General features: G+C 37.8%; 20 protein-coding genes, 1 other RNA gene and 1 riboswitch. Of the genes, 4 read left to right on the top strand and 17 right to left on the bottom strand.

Annotated features, from left to right (window positions below; translation table 11 throughout):
* Nucleotides 1-3: 3 nt before the first annotated feature.
* From NPA36_RS00930 to NPA36_RS00970, 9 genes are all read right to left on the bottom strand, one after another.
* On the bottom strand, nt 4-357 hold the full coding sequence (locus NPA36_RS00930) for a Spx/MgsR family RNA polymerase-binding regulatory protein (RefSeq protein WP_256944240.1): 354 nt from the start codon (nt 355-357) through the stop codon (nt 4-6).
* Between the two features lie 21 nt (nt 358-378).
* On the bottom strand, nt 379-1,575 hold the full coding sequence (locus tag NPA36_RS00935; RefSeq protein ID WP_256944241.1) for an FtsW/RodA/SpoVE family cell cycle protein: 1,197 nt from the start codon (nt 1,573-1,575) through the stop codon (nt 379-381).
* A 10-nt stretch (nt 1,576-1,585) separates the two neighbouring features.
* Entirely contained in the window at nt 1,586-2,593 is a 1,008-nt protein-coding gene (locus NPA36_RS00940) for a YihY/virulence factor BrkB family protein (protein ID WP_256944242.1), read from the bottom strand.
* A 106-nt stretch (nt 2,594-2,699) separates the two neighbouring features.
* On the bottom strand, nt 2,700-4,058 hold the full coding sequence (locus NPA36_RS00945; protein WP_256944243.1) for an FAD-dependent oxidoreductase: 1,359 nt from the start codon (nt 4,056-4,058) through the stop codon (nt 2,700-2,702).
* A 491-nt stretch (nt 4,059-4,549) separates the two neighbouring features.
* On the bottom strand, nt 4,550-5,587 hold the full coding sequence (locus NPA36_RS00950; protein WP_256944244.1) for a M42 family metallopeptidase: 1,038 nt from the start codon (nt 5,585-5,587) through the stop codon (nt 4,550-4,552).
* Between the two features lie 18 nt (nt 5,588-5,605).
* On the bottom strand, nt 5,606-6,970 hold the full coding sequence (gene mgtE, locus NPA36_RS00955) for a magnesium transporter (protein WP_256944245.1): 1,365 nt from the start codon (nt 6,968-6,970) through the stop codon (nt 5,606-5,608).
* Nucleotides 6,971-7,021: 51 nt separating this feature from the next.
* Nucleotides 7,022-7,936, bottom strand: coding sequence for an RluA family pseudouridine synthase (locus NPA36_RS00960; protein WP_256944246.1), 915 nt, complete (start codon nt 7,934-7,936; stop codon nt 7,022-7,024).
* Nucleotides 7,937-7,967: 31 nt separating this feature from the next.
* On the bottom strand, nt 7,968-8,783 hold the full coding sequence (locus NPA36_RS00965; protein WP_256944247.1) for an NAD kinase: 816 nt from the start codon (nt 8,781-8,783) through the stop codon (nt 7,968-7,970).
* 693 nt (nt 8,784-9,476) lie between these two features.
* Nucleotides 9,477-10,109 carry a GTP pyrophosphokinase gene (locus NPA36_RS00970; protein ID WP_256944470.1) on the bottom strand — a complete coding sequence of 211 codons (633 nt, stop codon included), beginning with the start codon at nt 10,107-10,109 and terminating at the stop codon, nt 9,477-9,479.
* A 160-nt stretch (nt 10,110-10,269) separates the two neighbouring features.
* Between NPA36_RS00970 and NPA36_RS00975 the strand changes: the two genes are divergently transcribed.
* Both NPA36_RS00975 and NPA36_RS00980 read left to right on the top strand, forming a co-directional pair.
* Nucleotides 10,270-10,854 carry a CYTH domain-containing protein gene (locus tag NPA36_RS00975; RefSeq protein WP_256944248.1) on the top strand — a complete coding sequence of 195 codons (585 nt, stop codon included), beginning with the start codon at nt 10,270-10,272 and terminating at the stop codon, nt 10,852-10,854.
* 100 nt (nt 10,855-10,954) lie between these two features.
* Entirely contained in the window at nt 10,955-11,641 is a 687-nt protein-coding gene (locus tag NPA36_RS00980) for a DsbA family protein (protein WP_256944249.1), read from the top strand.
* Between the two features lie 561 nt (nt 11,642-12,202).
* Here NPA36_RS00980 and mgtA read toward each other — a convergent pair.
* The 6 genes from mgtA to NPA36_RS01010 form a co-directional block, all read right to left on the bottom strand.
* The gene (mgtA, locus tag NPA36_RS00985) at nt 12,203-14,821 is read right to left on the bottom strand and encodes a magnesium-translocating P-type ATPase (protein WP_256944471.1); all 2,619 of its coding nucleotides are present in this window, start codon (nt 14,819-14,821) and stop codon (nt 12,203-12,205) included.
* A 292-nt stretch (nt 14,822-15,113) separates the two neighbouring features.
* A riboswitch (M-box (ykoK) riboswitch) is annotated at nt 15,114-15,281 on the bottom strand.
* 440 nt (nt 15,282-15,721) lie between these two features.
* Nucleotides 15,722-17,524: an oligoendopeptidase F gene (gene pepF / locus NPA36_RS00990; protein ID WP_256944250.1), complete on the bottom strand. Its 1,803-nt coding sequence runs from the start codon at nt 17,522-17,524 to the stop codon at nt 15,722-15,724.
* A gap of 74 nt (nt 17,525-17,598) precedes the next feature.
* Nucleotides 17,599-18,687: a competence protein CoiA gene (locus NPA36_RS00995; protein WP_256944251.1), complete on the bottom strand. Its 1,089-nt coding sequence runs from the start codon at nt 18,685-18,687 to the stop codon at nt 17,599-17,601.
* Nucleotides 18,688-18,964: 277 nt separating this feature from the next.
* Nucleotides 18,965-19,654, bottom strand: coding sequence for an adaptor protein MecA (locus tag NPA36_RS01000; RefSeq protein WP_256944252.1), 690 nt, complete (start codon nt 19,652-19,654; stop codon nt 18,965-18,967).
* Nucleotides 19,655-19,754: 100 nt separating this feature from the next.
* Complete coding sequence (locus NPA36_RS01005; RefSeq protein WP_256944253.1) at nt 19,755-20,321, bottom strand: ECF transporter S component; 567 nt, start codon at nt 20,319-20,321, stop codon at nt 19,755-19,757.
* Between the two features lie 30 nt (nt 20,322-20,351).
* A complete protein-coding gene (locus NPA36_RS01010; RefSeq protein ID WP_256944254.1) occupies nt 20,352-21,200 on the bottom strand; it encodes a pyridoxamine kinase in 849 nt (282 codons plus the stop codon).
* 114 nt (nt 21,201-21,314) lie between these two features.
* Between NPA36_RS01010 and pdxR the strand changes: the two genes are divergently transcribed.
* Nucleotides 21,315-22,763, top strand: coding sequence for a MocR-like pyridoxine biosynthesis transcription factor PdxR (gene pdxR / locus NPA36_RS01015; protein ID WP_256944255.1), 1,449 nt, complete (start codon nt 21,315-21,317; stop codon nt 22,761-22,763).
* A 40-nt stretch (nt 22,764-22,803) separates the two neighbouring features.
* Here pdxR and spxA read toward each other — a convergent pair whose 3' ends face one another.
* Nucleotides 22,804-23,202, bottom strand: coding sequence for a transcriptional regulator SpxA (spxA, locus tag NPA36_RS01020; RefSeq protein ID WP_256944256.1), 399 nt, complete (start codon nt 23,200-23,202; stop codon nt 22,804-22,806).
* 351 nt (nt 23,203-23,553) lie between these two features.
* Between spxA and trpS the strand changes: the two genes are divergently transcribed.
* Nucleotides 23,554-24,546, top strand: coding sequence for a tryptophan--tRNA ligase (trpS, locus tag NPA36_RS01025; RefSeq protein WP_256944257.1), 993 nt, complete (start codon nt 23,554-23,556; stop codon nt 24,544-24,546).
* A 369-nt stretch (nt 24,547-24,915) separates the two neighbouring features.
* Here the strand turns inward: trpS and ssrA are convergent.
* Nucleotides 24,916-25,283: a transfer-messenger RNA gene (gene ssrA, locus NPA36_RS01030) on the bottom strand.
* Nucleotides 25,284-25,657: the final 374 nt, after the last annotated feature.

Consider the following 25,657-nt stretch of genomic DNA (forward strand, 5'->3'; position numbering starts at 1 on the left):
TTATCACCCCCATAGTTTAGAATATGTTTCTTCCTTAAAACCAAAAGTCGTCTTGGTACCTTCAACAAGCAAAGGTCGTCTTATCAACATTCCGTCGCTTAACAGTATTTCCAAAGCTTGATCATCCGTCAAATCATCAAGCTTGTCCTTTAAGTCCATCTCTTTATAAAGTTCGCCGCTCGTATTAAACATGTTCTTAACTGTCAAATGGTTAGCTTCTTTAATGGCACGCATGGTTTCCAAATCAGGTCTCACTTCACGAATATCTTCTACTTTGTAGGGAATACCTTCTTGATCAAGCCATTTTTTTGCTTTGAGGCAGGTGGAACATTTTGGATGGACATAGATTGTTTTCACTGATAAAAAGTCCCCTTTCTTTTATAAAGCTCGTTCTTCCTTGTCTTCAAAAATATAACTCTTGTAGTGGTAACGCATGGACATGATTAAACCAATCCCCATCATATTCCCTAAGAGTGAAGACCCCCCTTGCGAAATGAAAGGCAATGGAATCCCGGTTAAAGGAAGCAGTCCTATGGTCATACCAATATTTTCAACCACGTGGAATAGTATCATCATGATTACCCCGGTAGCTATATAGGTATAGAACTCGTTTTTAGTATCAAAACAAACCCGAATCATTTGGTAAATAAGGATAAAGTAAACCAAAATCAGAATACAGCCACCGATAAATCCAAAGTTCTCACCGATTGTCGCAAAAATCAAATCGGATTCTCGAACAGGTACGTATACTTCAGAAACACCAAATCCTTTACCGGTTATCTGCCCAGATCCAATAGCTTTCAAACTTTGGAAGAGCTGGAATCCATCTCCAGCTTGGTCACGATAAGGATCCAACCAAGAATCAATCCGTCCAAATTGATAGTTCTTAAAGCCTAAACTTAACAGTATTTGTCGGTTGTAAACTACCAAATAGATTAAGAGTGCCCCAACTGCAGCCACAGTCAGTATGAGTGGTAGTAAGATTTTCCAAGTGATCCCCGACATAATTAAGATGCCACCAAGAATGGAAATAAATACCAAAGTAGTCCCTAAGTCATTTTGTAGGATAACTAGGGCTAGTGGTGGTAGTGCCCAAAGGATTAACTTGCACAGTAACATAAAATCTGTCCGTGTTGTTTTTCTCTTGGTAGCGACATTGTGTTGAGTGACAACTTTTGCCAGCATCAGAATATAGGATATCTTAACAATCTCGGATGGCTGAAAGGAAATACTTCCTACACTAAACCAACTTCGTGCTCCAGTTAAAATGGCCGTTTCCCTATCGTATAAAAAGAGCACGGCTACTAAGAGTCCCAAACCTATAAAATAGGCCCAGGTGGTTAGTTTCCATAATTGTTCCGAATCAAATTGCATAATCACCACAACAGCGATAGTACCTACCACATACCAAGCCACTTGTAACAATGCTGGTCTAAGACTTCCTTGACTAACTTGAAAATAAGTCGTTGCTAATAAAGTGGCAATACTAATCAGGGCCAGTACTAAAACAGGGAAAATAACCCCGTAATCTATCCGTGAATCTTTTTCATCATAAGTTTGTATATTTCTTTTCATGCTTACTCCTCTATTGGTTAACTTCGGCTTTAACATCTACTTCAACGCTTTTAGCTTGAAGCTCCTCTTCATTATTTCCATGAATTCTAGCTTTTTTTAGCTGAATCTTTTTAATCTGTTCAGAATTAATTGTGTGTTTCTTTTCTTCTATTTTTTCTGGACTAGCTGTTTCTGGATGGCGATAGCGATAGATGATGACATTAATCACGCCACCTACCAAAAGAACCATACAGGTCAAGTACATCCACATCATATAAACAATAAATACCCCAAACGTATTGTTACCCGTTAATCTCCTGCCGGCAAATGACACATATAAAGTAAATAACTGGGAAATAGCTACATAACCAACAGTGGTAAAAATACCACCTGGGATAGCATACCTTAAAGGCCATTTAACGTTTGGTACAAAATAATAGGTCAAAATGACTAACAAGAGAACCGTTCCAATTAAGACTATCCACCGAAACAATTCGAAACTAATCATAACATTTTTCAGATCAATACTAAACATGTTTTCGATAAATAGAATGATTTGTCCCCCAAAAACGAAAGCAAAGGAAACAAGTCCCACTATAGCTGCACCACCTAAAGCAATGGCAAAGCTAAAGATACGAGAAATAATAAAATTTCGCCCTACTGTCGCTCCATAAACTTGATTAAGGGCATTCTGCAATCCTGTTAAGGCTTGGGATGCTGGCCACATCAAGAACAATAGACCCAAGGAGATGATATTTCCATCAACTTGCTTTAGGTAATCAATAATAACACCACCGACCAGGTTATAAATATCTGGTGGTAAAAATGCCTCCATGTAGCTTAAGACCTCATTGACCGGTATCGGCATCAATGGAATCAAATTGGCAATGACAATCAGTATAGGTACCGTTGACAGAATTAAAAAGTAAGTCATAGCTGCAGCTTCAGTACCAATGTTGAATCGAGTAAAATTTTCAATAACAACTAAGAAAAATTCCTTGATGGAAACCTTTAAACTTGCCTGTTTAGATGTTTGCATCTGCTTCCACCTTCCTAATACATTTCAGTACCTCCATTTTACCACATAGACGAAAAAAAAACTTGAACAAACAAATGTGTTTGTTCAAGTTAAGCTAAGTTTAATATTATTTTTCTAAAGCAAGTACACGTTCTTGTTCTAAAGCTGCTTGGGCAAGTAAGTTTAGGTAGTTCCAAGGACGATCAAAGACTGGTTGGAAGAAGAAGTCAACATAAGCTAAGTCTTCAATTGTCATTTTGTTTTGGATTGCTAGAGATAAGGTATTAGCAGATTGTGTGATGTCATATTTAGACATTACTTGTCCACCAACAATGCGTCCTGTTGGTACTTCATATACAAGTTTCATGTATAGTTTTTCGTAGTCTGGCATGAATTCTGGACGGTGGTTATCGACAAAGTAAACAGAACGTGTTTCTAAGCCGAACGCTTTAGCGCCGCCATCGTTAACACCAGTTGAACCAATATTCCATCCGAATAGATGTAAACCAGAAGTAGATTGTGTTCCACGGTATTTCACTTTATGACCATCGATATTTTTACCAACTAAGCTACCCATACGAACAGCATTTGTTGCTAATGGAATATAAGCATGTCCACCGTTAGGGTTGTAATTTACAGCACAGCTATCACCTGCTGCATAGACATCAGGGACACTTGTTTCCATATAATCGTTAACGATTATAGCACCATTTGGCATGGTTTCTAATTGGTCTTTAACTAGGTCAGTATTTGGACGGAAGCCAACACATAGGATAACCATGTCTGCTTCGTATTCGCCACCAGAAGTCACCACTTTGTTGACAACTCCGTCTGTTCCTTCAAAAGATTTAACCATTTCGTTTAAGCGAACTTTAACGCCACGTTCACGTAATTCGTCTTCTAAGATGTTAGTGAACTCTGGGTCAAGGTATTTGTTCAAGATACGGTCTAATCCATCGACTAGTGTTACTTCTTTGCCTTCTAAAGCGAAAGCTTCTACTAATTCGATACCGATGTAGCCACCACCAACGACAACAATCTTCTTAGCATCGCCTTTTTTAGCAAAAATTTCTTTTGCTTGGTTGTAGTTTTTACATAATTGAACATTTTCCAATTCACGTCCTGGAATTGGAGGGATGATTGGCCATGAACCTGTTGTAAGGACTAATTTGTCATAACTTTCAGTTTGTTCTTCGCCTGTTTTAAGATCTTTAACAGTTAGAGTCTTGTTGGCAGTGTCAATACTAGTCACATCATGCTCCATGTGGACATCTGCACCTAAACTAGCTAGTTCTTCTGGGTTTGAATAAAATAAACCTTGAGGATCTTTCACAACTCCTCCAACATATAATGCAATCCCACATGATAAGAATGAGATATTATCGTTACGTTCGTAGACGGTTACTTGTGCTTGTGGATTCTCATTTAAAATAGTTTTTACTGCTGCCGTACCGGCATGGGTACATCCTACAACTACTACTTTCATCTGTATTCCTCCTGAATCGTTTTTATGGCAAACTCATGTCATTTGCATCTCTATGATAACACCTTGAAGGTCTAATGTACAACAGTTTCCATCGTTTTCTAAAAAACTATTGTTTAAAGATTGATTGCTATCATGTCAATTATATTGCAAAGTTTTAATATAAGTGAAAACGATTTATAAAACACTAAATTAGTACAGATATGTTTTAAAATAGAAACAGATTATTCCCTATTAAATAATGTTGGGTAGAATCTCCATAATAAATAAGATTAATTTCTAAATCATATAAGAGTCTCCAGCTAAAGAGTCAGAAATGACGGTGTAAAGCATAGCTGACGCACAGTGGATGTTTCGGCTTCAGCCGATTACAGCCACGTAGACAGCTAAGGTGTGAGACCTTGGCTCACTCCGGTGCCACCGTTTTGATTTCTGACTCTTTAGCTGGAGACTCTTATATAAGTAAGTAGGAAAAGGTGCTTTATAACTAGTCCTTATTTAACCAATGGACTTTTCAAATAGGCATCCAATAGATTTTGGGTTGCTTTGACAGAATCCTCATGCGTTCTTTCGTAGGAATGACTAGATTCAATGCCGGCACCCATTAAGCCATGCTTAACCTCTGCTCCAGCTTTCATCGCTGCTGAAGCATCACTGCCATAATAAGGATAGATATCTAATTTATAAGGAATATTATGTTCATTTGCTAGAGCTGCTAGATGTTGACGGAAATCGTAATGATAAGGACCAGAGGCATCTTTGACACAGATAGAAACAGTATACTCATCCGTTTGTTGGTCATCTCCCATAGCTCCCATGTCCACAGCCAAAAACTCAACTGTTTCTTCTGGAATACTACTATTTGCCCCCATACCCACTTCTTCAAATGGGCTCCAATAGAAATGGGTCGTCACAGGTAGCTGCGTGCCATCTTTTTTATAGGTTTCTAATAAGTCTAATAAAATAGCTGCACTAACCTTATCATCAAGAAAACGACTCTTTATAAAGCCCGTTTCTGTTACCAAGGTCCGAGGATCAAATGAAATAAAGTCACCTACTTCGATTCCTAAAGCTCTAACGTCTTCCTCATTAGAAACCTTTTCATCTAGACGAATTTCCATATTGTCCTGTGTTCTTTCAATCGTTCCTGCATTTCGATAGACGTGGACACTAGTTTGATGCACCAAGATGGTTCCGGAAACAGTTTTCCCATTGCTGGCCACATGGATGGTACAATTTTCTCCTTCAATGGCATTCCAAGTAAAACCTCCAACTAAGGACATTTTTAGACGACCATCAGGCTTAATAGCTCGCACCATGGCACCAAGTGTATCCACATGTGCCGTAACCACACGGTGTTTGCTGTCGTCCAAGCCCGGAACAGTCACCATAACGGCTCCCTTTGGTGTTTTTTTGGCTTTATAACCAAAACTTTCTACTTGCTTTATAACATAATCCATTACTTCTTTAGTATAACCAGTCGGAGAAGGAATAGCCGTTAATTCTTTTACATAATCAATTGTCTTTGTCATAAAATTCTCCTAATTCACTTATTTTAAGAAGGCATCCAAAAAATTCTTTGCAATAGAAAAATAAATCAAAACTGAAGTCAAATCACTCAAGGTTGAAATAAATGGTCCGCTGGCAACAGCAGGGTCTACGCCTATTCGATCCATTAGAACTGGAATGAAACTTCCTGCCAAAGTTGCAACTGTGATAGCACAAAACATAGCTAAACCAATAACTGCGCCTAAAATCCAGTTTTGTTGCCATAAGCCCACGACTATTGTAATCGTAAGACCTGTTACTAAACCACTGATTAAGCCTGTCGAAATCTCATGGATTAAGAGTTTAAAGAAAGATATTTCATCTTCATGAGCACTTAATTTACGAACAGCAACCGCTAAGGATTGTGTTCCCGCATTTCCGGCAGTCCCAGTAATTAGCGTAACAAAAATAGACAAGACACTTGCTTGTTCGATAACATTTTCATATCGACTAAGAAGACTCGATGTTCCCATCCCTAAAAATAGTAGGGTTATCAGCCAAGGAAGTCGTTTTGAAGCTGCTATAAAGGGGTTAGTATTTTGTGTATCAACATTTACCCCCGCCAAACCAGAGTAGTCGCTGGTTGCTTCTTCATCCATAACATCAATAGCATCATCGACGGTAACAATTCCTAACAATTCGTTCTCTTCATCAATAACCGGAATAGCTAGAAAATCGTAATCCCGAATCATTTGAGCCACTTCATTTTTATCATCTTGCACATTTACTGTAACGATACGGTCTTTCATAATATCTTTTATTAGGGCATGATCTGGCTGTAAAATGAGGTCCCGTAAGGTAATAACGCCTTGTAGATGATTAGCATCATCCACTACATAAACATAGTATACCGTTTCAGCTTCAGCCGCCATTTGCTTGACATAGGTCATGGCTTGTCCAACGGTTTGCTTTTCTCTCAGAGCGATGTACTCAGTCGTCATCATCGCTCCGGCAGTATGGTCTTCGTAATTCAATAATTCTCTAATCTCAATGGCAGCTTTGTGGGGCATGAGACGTAGATAGGCAATAACATCTTCTTCTTTGACTTGTTGTAGGACGTCCACGGCATTATCAGCATACATATTGGCTAACATCTTAGCCGCATACTTGATGTCCATTTCCTTCAAATAATCTTCGACATCTTCAACATCTTCCTCAATAATCTCAAAAAGATCGGCCATCTCAGCTGGTGTTAAGAATTCATAAACGGATTGCCTCTCCTCTGGCTCCAAGTTTAGATAAATCTGCGCTTGATCATAGGTATGGTTATTGAGGAAAATCTCCCGAAATTGTTCCTTATCGTCAGTAGCGATGGTGTGTCTTATTTGTTGTAAAATTTCATCAAATTCATATACGATTTCTGGCATGGGTTCACATCCTTTTGTAGTTGGGGCTATATGTTTAATCTTGTTATGATACTATACTTCTTCTTTAGGAGTGGTGCTTAGTTTCTGATTAATCCATTGTTGCATATCATTCGGCATGGGTGCCACAATGCTTAGAGTTTGGTTGGTCATAGGGTGGACAAATTCAAGTTCCTTACAATGCAAGGCTTGTCGAAAGAGTGGGTCTTGTATTGGGCCACCATAAAGGTCATCACCGATTAAGGGAGCTCCAATGTGTGAAAAATGCACTCGAATCTGGTGTGTTCTACCAGTATGAAGTAGGATTTTTACCACTTGGTCTTGCTCAAAAGATTGTTGCACCCAATATTCCGTAAGTGATGGTTTGCCATCTTCTGTGACTGTCCTTGTAATAATGGAATCCCCATCTCTGCCAATAGGATAGTCAATCATACCGTGTTCTTCTAGCGGACTTAGCGCTTGAATAATGGCAGTATAGTATTTTTTTATTTGTTTCTTGCGTAACTGCTGGTCCATCCAAGCATGTGATAGGCGGTGTTTGGCAAATAGCATAATACCACTTGTATCCCTGTCCAACCTTGTGACAACATGAGGAATACGATTGGCATAGCCTTGCCTTGCATAATAGCCTTTGACTCGGTTGGCCATGGACAAGTCTGGATGTAATTTTGATGGGATTGAAGCAGTGCCACTAGGTTTGTTAACCACTAGGAAAAATTCATCTTCAAAGAGAACCTCTATTGGAATATGACTTTCTTTAGTTGTTTCATGCTCCCCTTCATCTGGGATAACAACATCAATCTGGTCACCATTTTGTAGGTAGACTAGGACAATCTGCTCAATTCCGTTAACTTTTATGGTTCCAGCTTGTTTGATTTGAGCTAATAAACGTTTAGAAATTCCTTTTTCTCGTAAAAAAGTTTTTACCATGACAGGAATGTCCTTATCATAGACCCAGTGTAATTTCATAGTGGTATTGAACTCCTAATTCTGTATACTTTTATTGGCATGGTTTTGAGACAACTCTTGCTCCGATAAAGGCCTCTTCAACTCTGTCCCAAAAGTGATTGTGGCGGTAGCGAACAAACGAAACCCGTTTTTGACTAACCTTCAACTGAACCGTCTCAAAGCTATCTGCCTCATAATTCAAATGGTCGATAGAAACCATCATGCCATCATGACTGTGTGGCTTCAAGAGAAGAACATCTTTTTTAGCCAAAATCATTGGAGAACTTAGAGTACGATAGACCCGATTATTAATTGAAGCCATCTCAGTCAACTGAATAACCTCAGAAAATGGGTGCACAATAGCACCACCTAGGGACTTATTTAAGCCTGTGGAACCAGTTGGTGTTGAAATACATAACCCATCACCACGGAAGTTTTCAAACAGCTCATTATTTATGATAACTTCACAGAACAAGGTACCATTTACTTTACGGATGGTTGCCTCATTTAGAGCAAAATAATTACAGACTTGTCCATCATTTTTTGTAATGGTGACATCTAATAAAGGATAGCTAACACTCTCTGACTGGTCTTTTTTCAAACTTTCAATCAATTCAGCAGCTTCATAATCGCGCCAATCGGTATAAAAACCTAAGTGCCCAGTATGAATTCCGGCAAACCGTACCTTATCTAACTGGTCACCGTACTTGTGGACAGCTCCTAAAAGTGTGCCATCACCACCGATAGTAACTACAACTTCAGGATTCTTATCATCACGGATAAATTGTCCATCTTGACATAGCTTGAGAAATTCCTGTACCACTTCAAGACTTTTGTCTGAATGGTTGTATACTAGTGCTACTCTCATGTTGTTCTCCAATCTTTTAAGTTATTTGGTGAGGATTTTGTGGTGGTAGGCTTTGTGAATTTCCTAAATTTCTACAGCCTTAAGCGCTACTCCTCACGCTCTTCTTTAAACGCGATCGGAGTAGCAGGGCTTATGAAATTAGATGAATTCTCTACAGCCTTTATAAGGCTTTCGTAGAATTCCCTAAATTTCTACAGCCCTAAGCGCTACTCCTCACGCTCTTCTTTAAACGCGATTGGGGTAGCAGGGCTTATGAAATTAGATGAATTCTCTACAGTCTTTTCAAGACTTCCGTAGAATTCCCTAAATTTCTACAGCCCTAAGCGCTACTCCTCACGCTCTTCTTTAAACGCGATCGGGGTAGCAGGGCTTATGAAATTAGATGAATTCTCTACAGTCTTTTCAAGACTTTCGTAGAATTCCCTAAATTTCTACAGCCCTAAGCGCTACTCCTCACGCTCTTCTTTAAACGCGATCGCTTGGGCATGCCCTCGAGATTTAGATAAATCTCAGTCGGCATTTTCATGCCTTGGTGAGATTTCCTAAAATCTTGTCGGACATAAACGCCCAAGCTCACGCTCTTCTTTAAACGCGCTCGGGTTGGCAGAGGCTAGGAAATTAGATAAATTCCCTACAGCCTCTTCAAGGCTTCCGTGGAATTTCCTAAATTTCTACGCCCCTAAACGCCGCCCCTCACGCTCTTCTATTTTCTTTATTTGTTGTAAAGATTAGTTGGGCTTCTTGGATTTCTTCTCTGATTTGGGACATTTCTTCGTCTAGTTGGAAGGCTGCTTCTGCTGCTCTTTCTAGGCGTTGGTGGATGGTTTCTGGGTACTCACCTTTGTATTTATAATTCAAGGAATGTTCGATAGTTGCCCAAAAATTCATGGCTAGGGTTCTGATTTGTACTTCGATTAGAAGTTTTTCTTCTCCCTCAATTCTCTGAACTGGGTATTCTAAAACGATATGATAAGAACGATAACCACTTTCCTTTTTATTGGTAATGTAATCTCGTTCGATAATAATCTTGAAGTCATTTCTCTGGCGCATTAGTCGCACTACTTCGTGAATATCTTCAACGAATTGGCACATAATCCGAATACCTGCGATGTCTTGAACGTCTTGAAGCATTCTATCTGCTGGGATTTTTCTGACATCCATCTTTTCCAATATGCTTTCTGGTGTTTTAACACGGCCAGTAATAAACTCTATAGGCGCATGTCTTCCTTCTTCGCGGTATTGACGTCGAATTCCTTTTAATTTTATTTTTAATTCACCAATTGCCTGATAATAGGGTGCTAAAAACGCATCCCAGTTTTGTATGATTGTTTCTAATGGTTCTTGTTCCAATTCACACACCTCGCACTCTGATTGGTATTTTCTACTTGGGGAAACTTCCCCACTCACACTATAATATCATACCATAACTGTGTTCTTTCTTATATTTTTTTGGTATAGTTAGTGAAAATATTTTGGAGGTTTTCGTGTGAGAGAGATTGAGATAGAATTCAAAAATTTACTGACTTTAGAAGAATTTACTGCCTTACAAGAAGCTTATGCTTCCAAGCTATCACTGCCTATTGAACAAACAAATTGGTACTTTGATTCCCAAAGTCATTTGCGTGATGCTAAGTGTGCTCTAAGAATACGGCTTGTGGAAGGCGAAGACCTTGGTCAAGTCACCTTAAAAGTGCCTCAGTCAAAAGTGGAAATTTTCGAATACACGGAATTGCTGCCACGAGAAGAACTACTACAACAGATTGAAGTTGGACAAATTTCTTTGCCTCTTAGTCTTCAAGTTGCATTACAATCAATTGACATATTTGATACTGAATTAGACCTAATTGCAAAACTGAATACTAATCGCCAAGAATATAAAACAGAAAACTACACCCTAGTTCTCGACCAGAGTAGCTATGCAGGAGTTCGTGATTACGAAGTCGAGATGGAAGTAAATGATGTAACAGAAGGAAAAAAAATATTTGAGCAACTTTTAAGCGATTTCAACATTCCCAAGCGTAAAACCGTCAATAAAATTATGCGAGCCATCCAAGCATTTGAGGTCAAGTAAACGCTCCCTTTGTGAAATCAAATCATATCATTCTGCTTTTTCTTTCATTTCTGCTACAATAGAAACGTAGAAAGAAGAAAAAGAATAGAGGGTGAATATCATGCGTGGTGGTAGCTATTTGCAACTAAAGGGTAGCAAGCAACCAGATAGAATCTTCGAACTATATCTTTTTATTAATCCAATCGGGTTCAACTGCTATCGTTGTGAAGAAGAGTTGTTGAAATTTATTGCCAACACAACCTATAAAGTCCATTTTAACTTTATAACCTTCCACAACTTCCAGACCGTAACCCAATATATGAAGCGTATCGGTTTAAATGACCGTGATTTGCAGCTTCGGAACGAAACATACTCCTCAATTTATGACGCCTCCTTGGCTTACAAAGCTGCTTTGCTTCAAGGGAAAAAAATGGGACGAAACTTTTTAATTACTTTACAACGGTATATTAATGTTGATCAAATTCCCTATAGCCAATCTTTATTGGATACCGTCGTTGATGAAATTGGATTAGATAAAGACATGTTTTATGAGGACAAGGCTTCTCAAATAGTTCGTATGGATTATGAAAAAGATCAACAGATTGCTCAAGAAATGAATATTACAAAAAATCCATCTTTGGTTATTTTTGATAGTCTTAATCAATCATTTGGTATTAAGATAGACTCCTTGATTACCGAAGATACCATTCGAAGTGTCTGCTTTGATTACGAGAATATGAAAACTCAGTCATCTAGACCATTGAACTATGGCAATACCTATCCGATAGAATTTTTACACATGTTGTAAAGGTAAATATATTCAAATGATAGAGGTCCTAAATGGGCCTCTTTTTTGTATGTAGAAATAGTCTCCAACCACTTATTAGTCACAAATAATAATAGTGTCCCCGTCGAAAAACCTTGATTCACGGCGGGGACACAGCTCTCATTTCCGAAGGGGCTGGGCAAAAAGTCCATAATGAATAATATCTATTTTTAAATCACAAAAGAGTTTTGCGAAAAGCTTACCAGAAATGAGAACGGTGGCACCGCCGTGAGCCTAGGTCTCACTGGCTTAGCTGTCTACGTGGCTGTAATCGGCTGAAGCCGAAACATCTACTGTGCGTCAGCTATGCTTTACACCGTTATTTCTGGTAAGCTTTTCGCAAAACTCTTTTGTTTAAATAGCAGCAGGGACTTTTTGCCCAGCCCTTTGTGGGTTAGTAAATATAATTTAGTTTAAGAATTTACAACTTCAATTCATTCGTTTTTCCTACTGTCCATAAATCTTTAGTAGGTAAGAAGCTACTCATTCGAGCTAATGGATTCCCATTCACCCTGGAATCATCTATTTTTTCTACAGTATTTTTTATAACCATTCATGATATTTTTTTATATAAAGACGTTTCACTAACTGTGTCACAATCACATAAGAAATAACGATTGCTACCGCCCATTCCCAATAGTTTCCTGGTAATGAAACTAAATCTATCCATTCACCTAAAAGACTACTTGGAATCAAAACAGCTGCTAGAATCGCAAGACCAGTTGTGATTAAAACCGGAATACTCGCAACGCTTTGAATGAATGGAATTTTTTCTGTCCGAATCACATGGACAACTAACGTTTGTGTGATTAAGCCAATCACAAACCAACCGGAATGGAACAATGCTGCTTGTTCAGGTGTATTCGCACCAAAGACAAACCACATGAGCAAGAAGGTTAAAATATCAAAGATTGAACTAATTGGCCCAATAGTTACCATAAAACGTGTCATACTACTTGCATTCCACTTTCTAGGTTGAGCTAAATTTTCTTCATCCATTTTATCCCAAGGAATGGCAAGTTGTGCAACATCATAAACAAGATTTTGTACAAGCAATTGGATAGAAAGCATTGGTAAGAACGGTAAAAATGCACTAGCTACTAAAATACTAAAGACATTCCCAAAGTTTGAACTAATCGTCATTTTTAAATATTTTTGAATATTACCAAAAACAGTACGTCCTTCAATCATCCCATCTTCAAGGACATCTAAACTTTTTTCAAGTAAAATAATAGAACTGGCTTCTTTAGTAATATCAGCCGCTGTATCAACAGAGATCCCAACATCAGCCGTCCTAAGTGCTGCTGCATCATTAATGCCATCCCCCATAAATCCAACAGTGTGATCTTTCTTTTGTAATAAGCTGATAATACGTGCTTTTTGATTTGGGTTCAATTTGGCAAACACATTGATTCCTTCAACAACTTCAGATAATGCTTCATCACTCATCCTTTCGATATCGGATCCTAATAGAATGTCATCTACTTCAATTCCCACGTCATAACAAACTTTTCTTGAAACAATATCGTTATCCCCTGTTAAAACTTTTACGTTTACGCCATATTCATGTAACGATTTAATTGCAGAAATAGCTGATTTTTTTGCAGGATCTAGGAAACCCATAAATCCAGATAAAATCATCTCATTTTCATCGTTCACCGTATACATTGGGCTGCTGTGTACATCATTTTTATAGGCAAGCCCAATAACTCGCATGCCACTTTTATTCATATCTACACTAATTTTAGTCATATCAGCTTTTAGCCTATCTGTTAATGGAACAATGTCACCATTCATTTCTACATACTTACAGATGCGAATCATTTCTTCAACGGCACCTTTTGTAATCATTTGATGGTGCCCATTGTGTTCTACAATAACTGTTAGCCGTCTTCTAGAAAAATCAAATGGAATTTCATCAATTTTTTCAACTCTTAAACGTGCTTTAAAGTTACTTTCTTCAAAGTAGTTAATCACTGCATGGTCCATTAAGTTTTTCCAACCCGTTTGATACCGTGAATTAATATAAGCCATTTCAAGTACGCTGTTTGATTGATTTCCAAAGGGATCCACGTGTTTAACTAAAACAACTTTATCTTCAGTGATGGTACCTGTTTTATCTGTGCAGAGAATATCCATGGCACCTAGATTTTGAATGGCACTTAATTCCTTTACAATGACTTTTTTCTTAGACATTGCAATGGCTCCTTTAGCTAAGTTACTCGTAACAATCATTGGCAACATTTCAGGTGTTAGTCCAACTGCTACAGCAATGGAGAAGAAGAAGGCTTCTAACCAATCCCCTTTTGTAATGCCATTAATCAAGAAAACAACTGGTACCATTAGCATCATAAAACGAATTAATAATCTACTAACATTTTTTACGCCAACATCAAAGCTAGTATCGCCTCTACCTTTAGAAACATTTGTTGCGATATCACCGAAGAAGGTATCACCACCAGTTTTCAAAACAACCGCGCGACCTTGTCCACTTAAGACATCCGTACCCATAAAGGTTAAATTTTGCATTTCTAAAGCACTTTTTTGAATAAATGATCTTTTATCAAGTACTTCTACTTCATGGAATTTTTCAACAGGTAGTGATTCACCAGTTAATGAAGACTGGTTAATAAATAAGTCTTTTGTCCATAAAATGCGCATATCAGCTGGAATCATATCTCCAGTAGATAAGACAACAATATCTCCTGGAACAATTTCATTCATCGGAATTTCTTCTTGTTTGCCATTTCGGATTACTGCAGCTGTATTTTCAATCATTTCTTTTAAAGCTAAGCTTGCTTTTTGTGAACGATACTCTTGAACAAAACGGATCCCTGCACTGAATAAGACCATTAAAATCATTACTGTTGCAGCTTCATAATCTTTCGTAAATAAAGAAACTACAAATAATAAGAGCAATACATAGGTAAACGGATCTTCAAAAGATTGAAGCAATAATTTAGGCCATCTTGTTGGTTTTTGCGAAGCAACTTCATTTGTTCCATATTTTCCTAGTCTTTCTTCTGCTTCAGTACTGGTTAAACCCTCATTCGTAATACCTAGCATGTTAAATAATTTTTTTTCATCCAAAACAGCCATTTTCTTTAATTGGATTTCTTTTGATTTTCTTTCTTCTTTTTTCATGCTTACTTTATTCATCATCATGTTTCTCATCCTCTCTTTTCCAAGCAAGAAAAGAAAGTTCTTAGCAGACCATAACTAGATAGATGGAGAATCAGCATGTCTGCTCAGTATTAACTTTTCTTGCTTGCTCTGACTACTATGATCTGAGTTATCATTTTCAATCATTAAACTTCGCATCCACGTTCATCTCCTTACTTAAGTTGATTTATTGACAACAAAAAATGCCCACACTCGAATTAGAGTATGGGCATGACATTACAGTTCATCCACAAATAAAATTGAAGTCTGCTCAAATAAAAGCAGTGCATTCAAATTTTCCCCCTCATCGAGCTTTAGCACTATATGGCGTAGATTATTTCAAATCAGCTACGTTAAAAATGGCCTTAATCCGACCAAACTTGTTAACCCATTGGCATCTCTCGATATTTTTGGGCAGCAGCATTTTTCCATATAGGAGCCTCACCTAACAGAAGCACTATTTTGTTGTTTACATGTACACTGTAACGCAGATTTTTTAGTTCGTCAAGCTTCGATGCTTTATTCAAACGTCTGTATATTTTATTTAAGAGATGATTATAAATGATAATATAAAGATGAGTTTAACTGATGTTAATTCAATAGGTCTTTATATAATGTTTAAATGTCACTTTTTAGTCCTCTTTCTTCTGGTTGAGTATCTGTTAACAAGTTTTTTTAAGTAAGAATTCTTCATCAAATGATAGAACTGGCCAAATCCCATTTTATAACAGCATTTTTCAACTATCTTATGTTCAAACTTTATGTCTGTATACTGTTTATAAGATTTGCGATATAGGTTGTTTGTGAATTAAAAACAAGTTATATTACCTTCCCTAATCAAAACACAAAACCGTCCACAAACCAACTATTTATTGGCTTATGGACGGGTTTTTATTAGCTTTATTTCATTAAATCTTCCAATTGTTGTAAACGAGCTTCAAATACTTTCATAGAATCATTTAGGTAGTCAGCTTTCGTCATGTCTACTCCGGCTTTCTTCATGATTTCAATCGGCTTGTCGCTTCTTCCAGCACTCAAATAAGCCAGATAAGCATCTAGGGCTGGTTTACCTTCTGTCAATATCTTTTGTGATAAGGCAATTGCGGCAGCCATACCAGTAGAATATTGGTACACATAGTAGTTCATGTAGAAATGTGGGATTCGTGCCCATTCATAGGCAATCTCTGGGTCTTGCACAACTGGTTTGTAGTAACGTTCGTTGAGTTCAGCATAGGTTTTTGCTAAGAAGTCTTGTGTTAAAGGTGTTCCCTCTTGAGCTGCCGTATGCATTAGATGTTCAAATTCTGCAAATTGAGTTTGACGGAAAATAGTTGATTTGACACGGTTTAAATAGCTATTCAAAATATATTTTTGACTTTCTTCATCCGTATATTTGTTTAAGAGGTACTCCGTTAAAAGATTTTCATTAGTAGTTGAAGCAATTTCTGCTAAGAAAATAGAGTAGTTTCCATAAACAAATGGTTGGTTCTTGCGAGTCAAGTAGGAGTGAACGCTATGCCCTAATTCATGGACAAGTGTAAAGAAATTGCTCAAGTCATCTTGCCAGTTTAGCAGAATATACGGTGAGGTTGCATATCCACCAGAAGAATAACCACCACTTCGTTTGCCTTCGTTTTCCAAAACATCAATCCAACGATTATCAAAGCATTCTTGAAGAATCGCCAGATAATCTTCCCCTAATGGCGCCAAAGCCTTAAAGGTTTCTTGGACAGCTTCCTCATAAGTAATGTTAAATGGTGCTTTCCCAGTGATAGGTGTATGCAAGTCATACATATGCATTTCTTCAAGACCTAAAGCCTTTTGTTGCAGTGCCAAATAGCGGTGTAACAGAGGTAAGTTTTCATTTACCACGCCAACCAAGGTATCATACACTTCTTCAGGAATTTGGTTTTTAGACATAGCTGCGTTCCGTGCTGAAGGGTATTTATGAGCTTTGGCATTAAAATTATCCACCTTAATATTGTTTCCAAGTGTACTTGCAAAGGTATTTTTCAATTCCATGTAGCGCTTATAGATGGTTTCAAAAGCAGCTTTACGTACTTGTGGATTGCTTGATTCAATAAAGGTAGAATAGTTTCCATGTGTCAATTCTACTTCTTGACCATCTTCTGTGGTAATTTTTCCGAATTTCAGATCCGCATTGTTTAGCAATGCAAACGTCTGACCGCTTCCTCTAAGAACGTCACCTGCTTCAGCTAGTAATGCTTCTTGTGCGCCATCCAAGACATGCCCTTTTTGTACACGAAGAGCATCTAAATAAGTTTTATAAACCTTTAATTCTGGTTGTTCAACATAGAAAGCCTCTAGATGAGCATCCTCAATCTCTAATAATTCTGGCTCAAACCATGCCATAGCAGCTTCTAACTCTGTGTAAACAGCCAGTGCCTTTTGATTCATAACTTGATATTTATCCTCGCCAGTATCTTGGTCATTTTTTAGATGAGAATAGACATAAGCTGTTTCAATCAATAATTCTGCTTCTAAAGACTTTTCTATATAGTCCAATAAGTCTTTGCTAGATTGATGAACTTTCCCTTGGTAAGCAGCAAGCTCAGGAATAGCATCTTTCACCGCTTGAAGGTCACGGTCAAATTCTTGGTCATCAGCATAGATTGTCGTCAAATCCCAAGTTAATTCTTCAGGTACTTCACTTCTCTTTAGTAATTTATGGTCATTTGTCATTTGCTAACCCCTTTTCTGGATGATTATCACTAGTTTATCATTAATTTCTAAGACTATGCAATAAAAAGGCTATATCAAAGTCGGATCCATTGATTTGTAGAAATTAATCTAAGGAATCTTGTTTCTTGTACCAAATGGTTGAAAAATTCTAATAACTCCTGTTCCATGGTCAACTCCCACTGATTAATGGCGCTTTTTCTTAATCGACCACACTCAATCTCCTTCTCTATCCACCTCATAGCTTGAGCCAAACTAATTATTTTTCCTTTTTTCACTTTTAACAGACGGATATAGATTAGACCGCGCCAAATGTAGGCTGGCGTTTTTAAGGCATAGCTGTACTTTGGTAAGCGCCAGCAGTCTTTGGGCAAGTCCGTCAAATTCACTTGTGACATATATAGTTGTTCCAAGAAAACTCGGTTCTCTCTTTGGGTACTCAAGCGAAGCTGTTCCATGGATTCTTGACTCCAGTAGTTAGCTGTTTCAGCTTGATTCAGTTCTTTATAGACTAACTTTTTTGACTTTAAGAGCAGTTCTAATAATAGTTTGGCAGAACTGGTTTTTAGTGGTACCTGTAAGCTTTGATAGCTGTACTTTCTAGATTTCTCTTCAATAGTGATATGATGTCGCAATTCAATTTGTTCATCATTAAAAAACAACAAAAAGTTTCCTAGTGATTCAACATAGAGTAGATTATACTCCAAAATTTCATTCAGACGGTCAACTTGCATATATTGTGGGCCAAAGAACCAAAACACACTTGTATCCGTATTTTCATACCCAAGATTACGCTTTTTCATCGTTTCCAGTGAGATTGGACTACACTGGTATTCCACCGCCACCATTTGCTGGGCTACTGTCACGAGGATATCAGGGCGCTGCTGTTCTTCCTTGATATAGAATTCCATCTGAGAGTTTGTAAAGTAGGAATGAAACCATTTGTAGAGAGCGAGCTTGCCTTCCTTATGCAAATGGCTCTCCCCTTGATGCTTATCTTCTGTTTGCTTCTTTGACGAATGAACAAAATACTGTCTCCCATCTCTACGAGTCCGCAAAAAAACCTCTTGCTGACAAGTTGGACAAAAATAGACTTGATCCTTAGATAGCAGCGTCTCCAAATGACAATAATGCAAGTTTCCATCCCTAGTTCGAGCTACTTTCATAAACCTCAACCTTTCTCAATCACGTTAGACTCCTACTTATAGATACGCAAAAATGACGAGAAAAGTTAAGCCATACTTCGTTTTTTTTGATTTTTTAAAATGAGTAAACATGGCCTGAGTATACACGAGTCTCCTTGTTAACTTTTTAAAATCGGAAACTCTCTTATAATTTAGAAATTCATTTTATTCGTTATGTACTTCTTGCCAAGTCAAGGCAACAAAAAAACTGCAAAAACCAAATATGATTTTTGCAGCATTATTTCATCACAATATTAACCTACTTAAAATACTCTCTAGCGATGTCTAGCGCATTATCTTTCATAATGACGGTCCCATACTCGGACAGGAACTCTGGCGATAACCTTGCTGGTTCACCATATTCTAAGAGCAAGGCAATATCTGTTGAAGGGTCCTCTTCCTTTTCTAATTGATCAAACACATGAAGCACATAACGCCCTTTGTAGTGGTATAAAGTGGCTTCATCTAAGTCATATAGATAGTGTTTTGCTAATTCAAAGAAGTCTTCAATCGATTCAAACACAATAGTTTGGTTCAAGCTAGCCATTTTTTCTTCTGGTTTATGTTGAACCGAACTGCCTTTTTCCTTGCTTGAGTCTTCCTTGCTATTCTTAGCAGACGATGAAGAATTTTCCTTAGAGACAGTGTTATGAATTGATTCAAGAATTTTTTTCATAACATCATTTTCCTCGATATTGCTCGCTTCGTCTGTCCAATTTTTTGAGATATAGACTTCGATCCCTTCTGAGTTGGGCATCACCTGAAAAGAGAGTGCTTCGGAACCGATAAATTGGTCATCAACTTCAAACTCTTCCAAAATTTCTTGAAAGAATGCCTCGATTTGTTGCGGATTTCCAAACAAATCCATTACGGTCATTCCACGTTCTTGAAGATCTCGATTCTCAATTTTTATTAAAATAGTATTATCATTGATCCGTTCCATTTCCATCATATACACCTCACTTATCTTAATCTATTATCTCATTGTAAATCAAATACCAGAAAAGTAAAGTAATTAGAATTATGACGGTTTGGAAAGATAGGTTTGTCTATTGACCAACTGGATGGAAGCGTTCCACTACTCGTTTCATCGGGAAATAAAGAATTGGCACTAAAATAGCTGTAACAAATGCAGTAAAAACAGAGGCTGGTAGTGCTGAAAAAGCAACAATCATAGCAGCTGTCACGTTTAAGCCTAGAGCCATTTGTGCTAATAAAAATTTAATGTAAATAACAACTAACTTAGTTAGTGCAGCCACAATTCCGGTAATGATAATATTGGCAGGCTTATCATTGCCCTTTAGCAGTTTGAAGAATACCAAATGGATCATCAAGATAACAATCAAGGACTCTAAAACGGTGAATGGGGCACTGGTTGCGTACCCTGCTGTAATATCAAAAATTAACAATCCAATAGAAGCGGCTATTGCACCTCTTTTTGAACCCATTAACAAGGCTCCAACCGCTACTAAAGCATTACCCATATGAACAAATGAGTTGCTAATAGCTGAGGGCATTGGGAAACGGAAAAAATAGATACCAATAATAATAAGTGCTGCATATAATGAAATTTCGATTAATTGAAATGTGTGGTTACTTTGTTTTGTCTTGTACATGTTTATCCTTCTTTCTTACTTAATTTTTTCTTAAACGTTACACAATTCTCTCATCGCAAGGCCTAAGTCTATCAATAGTGGCTCTATGGACAAGCCATATTTGATTGGTTTGCCACTGGCCAATGAGCGCTCAAGAATGGTGTGCATCCATTTGACCGTGAATTCTAACGTCTCTTGGACATTGACGCCTTTTATCAGCAGGCTGGAGATGAGTGCGGTTGACAAATCACCCGTCCCATAAAAATCTTCTTGGAACCGTTCGTGTGATACATAGATTCTGCTGGACTTGTCAGAGGCATAAAATCCAATCTGCTGTGAGTCAAAACTAATCCCAGTTAAAATAACCCTCTCTGGACCCAAAGCATGTAACTTATCCACCAATTGGTCTACCTGTTCCAAAGTGTAGTCATCACCTAAATATGGTGTATCCGTTAATAAACAGGCCTCGGTAATATTGGGTAGCAGGATGTTAGCTTTATGGACCAAGTTTTTCATTACTTGCGGATACGACACATCAAAACCTCGGTAAAGTTTTCCTTTGTCAGCCATCACTGGGTCGACGATGACTTGTGCTGACGTCATGAGTGGCTGCTTCAAGTTATCAATTAAAGTTTCAATTTCTTGATTCCCGGCAAAATATCCTGTCACTACATGGTCAAAAGAAATTGGTAGACTATTCAAATGGTCAAGTGAATCCTGCATGATTTGCGTCATAGGATGAATCACATTTGATGGAAAGCCACCGGTATGCGTGGATAAATAGACTGTTGGCAAAAAAGACACATTGAAGCCTGCTATGGAAAATATAGGAGTCATCATGGGACCAGCAACTTTTCCCACAGTTACCCAATCGTGCACTAGTAATATAGAGTTCTCCATAAGTTTTCTTCCCACCTTTCTTGTCAATTGACTAGCTCTACTATCTATTTTAATATCAGTCTGGTACTATTAACAGTATCAATACTAAAAATCTTTAGGTACCAGGAGGCGTTTATGTCTAAGTTCAATCAAACATCATTTACCAATGAGTCTCTTGCCAAGGACAAGCTGACACTCTATGTGGAACTCTATAAACGAGTAAAGACTTCCATCCTTCATGGAGAGTTTCCTGCTGGTTCAAAGCTTCCTAGTAAGAGAAATCTCTCTATCCAAACAGGTTACAGCATCAATACCGTCCTTAAAGCCTATGAGCAGCTTGAAGTAGAAGGATATATTTATAGCATGGAACGCAAAGGGTATTTTGTTGCCGATATTAAAACACTAATCCAACCTATTCAGCAAATACAGGAAATGAATCAAACAACCCATTCACAAACACAAGAGATTCGCTTTGACTTTACCAGTTCCATTCCCGACCAAGAAAACTTTCCCTTTACTGACTTGAGAAAAGCCTTTAACACCATTCTTATGGAAGAAGATGACTCCATCCTGAAAACTAGTCCACTAGCCGGAGACGACTCACTGCGCCAATCCATTCAACAGTACTTAAGCCTTTCTAGAAATGTACCTTGTCGCATGGAACAAATCGTCTTAGGACCAAGTTCTCAGTATCTTTTTACCCTCTTGTGCCAGATAATAGAGCCTAAGTCATGCTTTGCCTTTGAGGATCCGGGTTACCATCGCTTTATGGAGCTTATTGAGCTGCACCATTTCCAAACCTGTGCCTTACCAATCGATCAGCATGGGTTATCTATAGAAGAATTGCATCAGTCTAAAGCGAGCTTGGTCTACCTGTCACCCAATCATCAATTCCCTACCGGTAGCATTATGCCAATTGAAAGACGACAGGATTTGCTGGAATGGGCTAGTCAAGATGAACATCGTTACCTGATTGAGGATGACTATGACAGTGAGTTTCAGTATGCAGGTAAACCGATTCCTTCTCTTAGCTCGCTAGACCAAAAAGGGAAGGTTATTTATATGGGAAGCTTTTCTCGTTCCTTGGCTACCGGCTTTCGAATGTCCTATATGGTCTTGCCTGAGCAATTATTAAACGCCTTTAAGCGCATCGAAACGATGTTTACCTGCCCGATTAGTAGTTTGACGCAAAAAGTCATGGATAAGCTGATGAGGTGTGGGCAATTTGAACGTCACCTCAACCGTAGTCGCCTTAGAAATAAACGGAAAAGAGAGAGCTTGCTTGCTGCTATAAGTCAACATGACCATCAGGCAAAATTAATCGGTGCTCCAGCCGGACTTCACATTCTGCTCAAACCTAGTTTGCCATTCGATACTGAACCGCTAAATGAAGCTTTAAAGATGTTAGGGCTTAAGATAGCCTTTCTAAATGATTTTTTGAATAAGCCTAGCTGGCTAAAGAACTTTACAGAATATGAAAATACCATCTACCTTGGTTTTTCTAGTCTAAGTCTTACAGAAATTCCGCAGGCTGTTGACTTGCTCTATCAAGCTCTTAGACAACAAACAAAAAAAGTCAGGTAACAATTGCTGTTACCTGACTTTCGACTATAAGGTTTTGGTTCTAAAAATTAACGAGTTTTTGTGCTTGGCTTAATTCATAAGCACGGACTTCTTTTGGTAAGAAGCGACGAATTTCATCTTCGTTATATCCTACTTGAAATCTCTTTTCATCCAACATAATTGGACGTCGTAACAATCCAGGGTGTTCTTGAAGTAGTTGGAATAGTTGGTTTAGAGGAACTTCATCTAAATCAATATTTAGTTCCTGGAAAGCTTTTGAACGAGTAGAAATAATTTCTTCTGTACCGTCTTCTGTCATGCGCAAGATATTCTTGATTTCTGGAATTGATAATGGGTCAGAGAATATATTTCTTTCAGTGAACTCAATATTATGTTCTTCCAACCATGCACGCGCTTTGCGACAAGAAGTACAACTAGGTGACGTATATAAAGTAACCATTTAAACCACTCCTTTATGAGTATGATTCGGCAAATGCCTAAACTCATTTACAATTAACATTATATAACATTTTTCGGAATAAATCTATATAATCTTGACATAAATTTGTCTTTTTTTAAAGAATTTTTTTTACTAGATTTTTGTAAATTTCATGTAAAGCCCAATCCTATAAGTAAATATTAAGTAAATTATTTCATCCCAGCTTACTAGATTAGATTAATTATCATCTGTAAGCCTAGTCATAGTTTTTACCCAAGAGATAGGATTCCTTAGAAAAAAAGACTTTTTATAGGAATACGACTTATCTTCCTGTATAATAACCTTATGATTTGAACGTTAGGAGAAGAATTTATGAAGAAAAAAATATTTTCGGGGGTTCAACCCTCTGCCATCCCTACTATTGGAAATTATATTGGTGCTATGAAGCATTTTGTGGCTTTGCAAGATGATTATGATTGTACTTACTGTATCGTTAATCAACATGCGATAACGGTCCCTCAAAACCCAAAAAAGCTTAAAGAACAAACTCGCTCTCTAGCAGCACTCTACCTTGCTTTAGGGATTGATCCAGAAAAATCGATTATTTTTGTTCAGTCTGAGGTTCCTGCTCATGCTCAAGCCGCTTGGATTGTCCAATGCAATGTGGGTATTGGGGAATTGGAAAGAATGACACAGTATAAGGATAAGTCTCAAAAACAAGAATCCGTTTCTGCTGGTTTACTAACTTACCCACCATTGATGGTAGCTGACATCATTTTATACAATAGCGAATTTGTTCCAGTTGGTGAAGACCAAAAGCAACATATGGAGCTTACACGTGATTTTGTACTACGTTTCAATAGCCGCTACGGTAATGGCAATGATCTTCTTGTCTTGCCTGATGCTATCATTCCTAAAGAAGGCGCACGTGTTATGAGCTTGCAGACACCAAATAAAAAAATGAGTAAATCTGATGATAATGTCAAAGAATATATCTCCCTTCTGGATGAACCAGCTGTTATTCGCAAAAAAATTAAGAGTGCGGTTACTGACTCTAGTGGTGTGATTGAATACAATCCTAGTGAAAAACCTGGCATTTCTAATCTATTGACTATTTTTTCTGCTTTTACTGATCGTTCAATTGCGGATTTAGTTGAGCAATATGCAAGTTCTGGTTATGGAAACTTTAAAGCTGATTTAGCGGAAGCGATCATCGCTGTTTTAGAACCTATGCAAGAAAGATACAAGCAGTTATTAGCTTCTACTGAGTTGGATGATATTTTAACAGATGGTGCTAAAAGAGCTAACGCCATTGCTAGCAAAACTCTTAAAAAGATGGAGAGAGCTGTTGGATTAACTCGTTAATATGTACGAAAAGAACTGGGTAATAAATCCAGAAAAAACAAAAACTATTTCTAAAACGCAAAAGAGTTATCGGAAAATGTTACCTGAAATAAGAACGGTGGCACCGTCGTGAGCCTTGGTCTCACTGCTTGGCTGTCTACGTGGCTGTAATCGGCTGAAGCCGAAACATCCACTGTGCGTCAGCTATGCTTTACACCGTTATTTCAGGTAACATTTTCCGACAACTCTTTTACTTTAATTTGGCTTGTTTAAAGTTAAGTCTTTTAATTATTGGTGTTTTGTATAACTATTAAAAAACTAGATTCTAATAGGTTACAAATACTGATTGAATAACAGTCGTAACCTAATAAAATCTAGCAATAGTTAGCTTTATGGAGCCGAGGGGAGTTGAACCCCTGTCCAAGCATAACGATACATCCACTTCTACATTCATAGTTTATCTATTTGGAGGTTCGCTGCATATTAGCTGATAAACAAGCGTCATATTTAGCTAGTCTGGTTATCTCTGTTTAACTTAGACAGACGGAAAAGTTAACCGTAGCCCACTGAAAGTGAGACCCGGATTCGAGCACATGGGCGATGCCGAGCGGATCTTAGCTAGCAGGTATTAAGCTGCGAAAGCTAAAGTGTTTGTTTGTTTTTTGTCAGTTATATTTAACTGTAACGTTTTTACGTAGCCGTAACCTACGAAATGCGATGAATGCTCGACCTATACCTGTCGAATCCGTAACGACCCCTGAAATAAATTGAGCATAATTATCATAACAAATTGCCTACATACAAGCAAGTTTTACATACTCAAAGCATCGGATAAAAAAACACTACTAAATAGAAATAGTTTTCAAGATACTGTAGATTCTTAAGATAATTTGTCAAAAATCAAAACGATGGCAACGACTTGGGCCAAGGTCTCATGACTTATCTGTCTTCGTAGTTGTAAGGGGCTAGGCAAAAAGTCCAGGCTGCTATTCAAACAAAAGGGTTTTGCCCAGCCCCAACATCCACAGTGCGAATAGCTATGCTTACACACTGTTATTTCTGGCACATTACCTTAAGACTTTACTCATTGAATAATAAAACAAGCTCATTCATCTCTACATTTTTCAAGCGC

The sequence above is a fragment of the Granulicatella seriolae genome (assembly GCF_024543085.1).
Lineage (GTDB): Bacteria > Bacillota > Bacilli > Lactobacillales > Aerococcaceae > Granulicatella > Granulicatella seriolae.

Coding starts and splice junctions, on each gene's coding strand:
- NPA36_RS00935 (WP_256944241.1), bottom strand. CDS start 1,575: ATGAAAAGAAATATACAAACTTATGATGAAAAAGATTCACGGATAGAT.
- NPA36_RS00940 (WP_256944242.1), bottom strand. CDS start 2,593: ATGCAAACATCTAAACAGGCAAGTTTAAAGGTTTCCATCAAGGAATTT.
- NPA36_RS00945 (WP_256944243.1), bottom strand. CDS start 4,058: ATGAAAGTAGTAGTTGTAGGATGTACCCATGCCGGTACGGCAGCAGTA.
- NPA36_RS00950 (WP_256944244.1), bottom strand. CDS start 5,587: ATGACAAAGACAATTGATTATGTAAAAGAATTAACGGCTATTCCTTCT.
- mgtE (WP_256944245.1), bottom strand. CDS start 6,970: ATGCCAGAAATCGTATATGAATTTGATGAAATTTTACAACAAATAAGA.
- NPA36_RS00960 (WP_256944246.1), bottom strand. CDS start 7,936: ATGAAATTACACTGGGTCTATGATAAGGACATTCCTGTCATGGTAAAA.
- NPA36_RS00965 (WP_256944247.1), bottom strand. CDS start 8,783: ATGAGAGTAGCACTAGTATACAACCATTCAGACAAAAGTCTTGAAGTG.
- NPA36_RS00980 (WP_256944249.1), top strand. CDS start 10,955: ATGCGTGGTGGTAGCTATTTGCAACTAAAGGGTAGCAAGCAACCAGAT.
- mgtA (WP_256944471.1), bottom strand. CDS start 14,821: ATGATGAATAAAGTAAGCATGAAAAAAGAAGAAAGAAAATCAAAAGAA.
- pepF (WP_256944250.1), bottom strand. CDS start 17,524: ATGACAAATGACCATAAATTACTAAAGAGAAGTGAAGTACCTGAAGAA.
- NPA36_RS00995 (WP_256944251.1), bottom strand. CDS start 18,687: ATGAAAGTAGCTCGAACTAGGGATGGAAACTTGCATTATTGTCATTTG.
- NPA36_RS01000 (WP_256944252.1), bottom strand. CDS start 19,654: ATGGAAATGGAACGGATCAATGATAATACTATTTTAATAAAAATTGAG.
- NPA36_RS01005 (WP_256944253.1), bottom strand. CDS start 20,321: ATGTACAAGACAAAACAAAGTAACCACACATTTCAATTAATCGAAATT.
- NPA36_RS01010 (WP_256944254.1), bottom strand. CDS start 21,200: ATGGAGAACTCTATATTACTAGTGCACGATTGGGTAACTGTGGGAAAA.
- pdxR (WP_256944255.1), top strand. CDS start 21,315: ATGTCTAAGTTCAATCAAACATCATTTACCAATGAGTCTCTTGCCAAG.
- spxA (WP_256944256.1), bottom strand. CDS start 23,202: ATGGTTACTTTATATACGTCACCTAGTTGTACTTCTTGTCGCAAAGCG.
- trpS (WP_256944257.1), top strand. CDS start 23,554: ATGAAGAAAAAAATATTTTCGGGGGTTCAACCCTCTGCCATCCCTACT.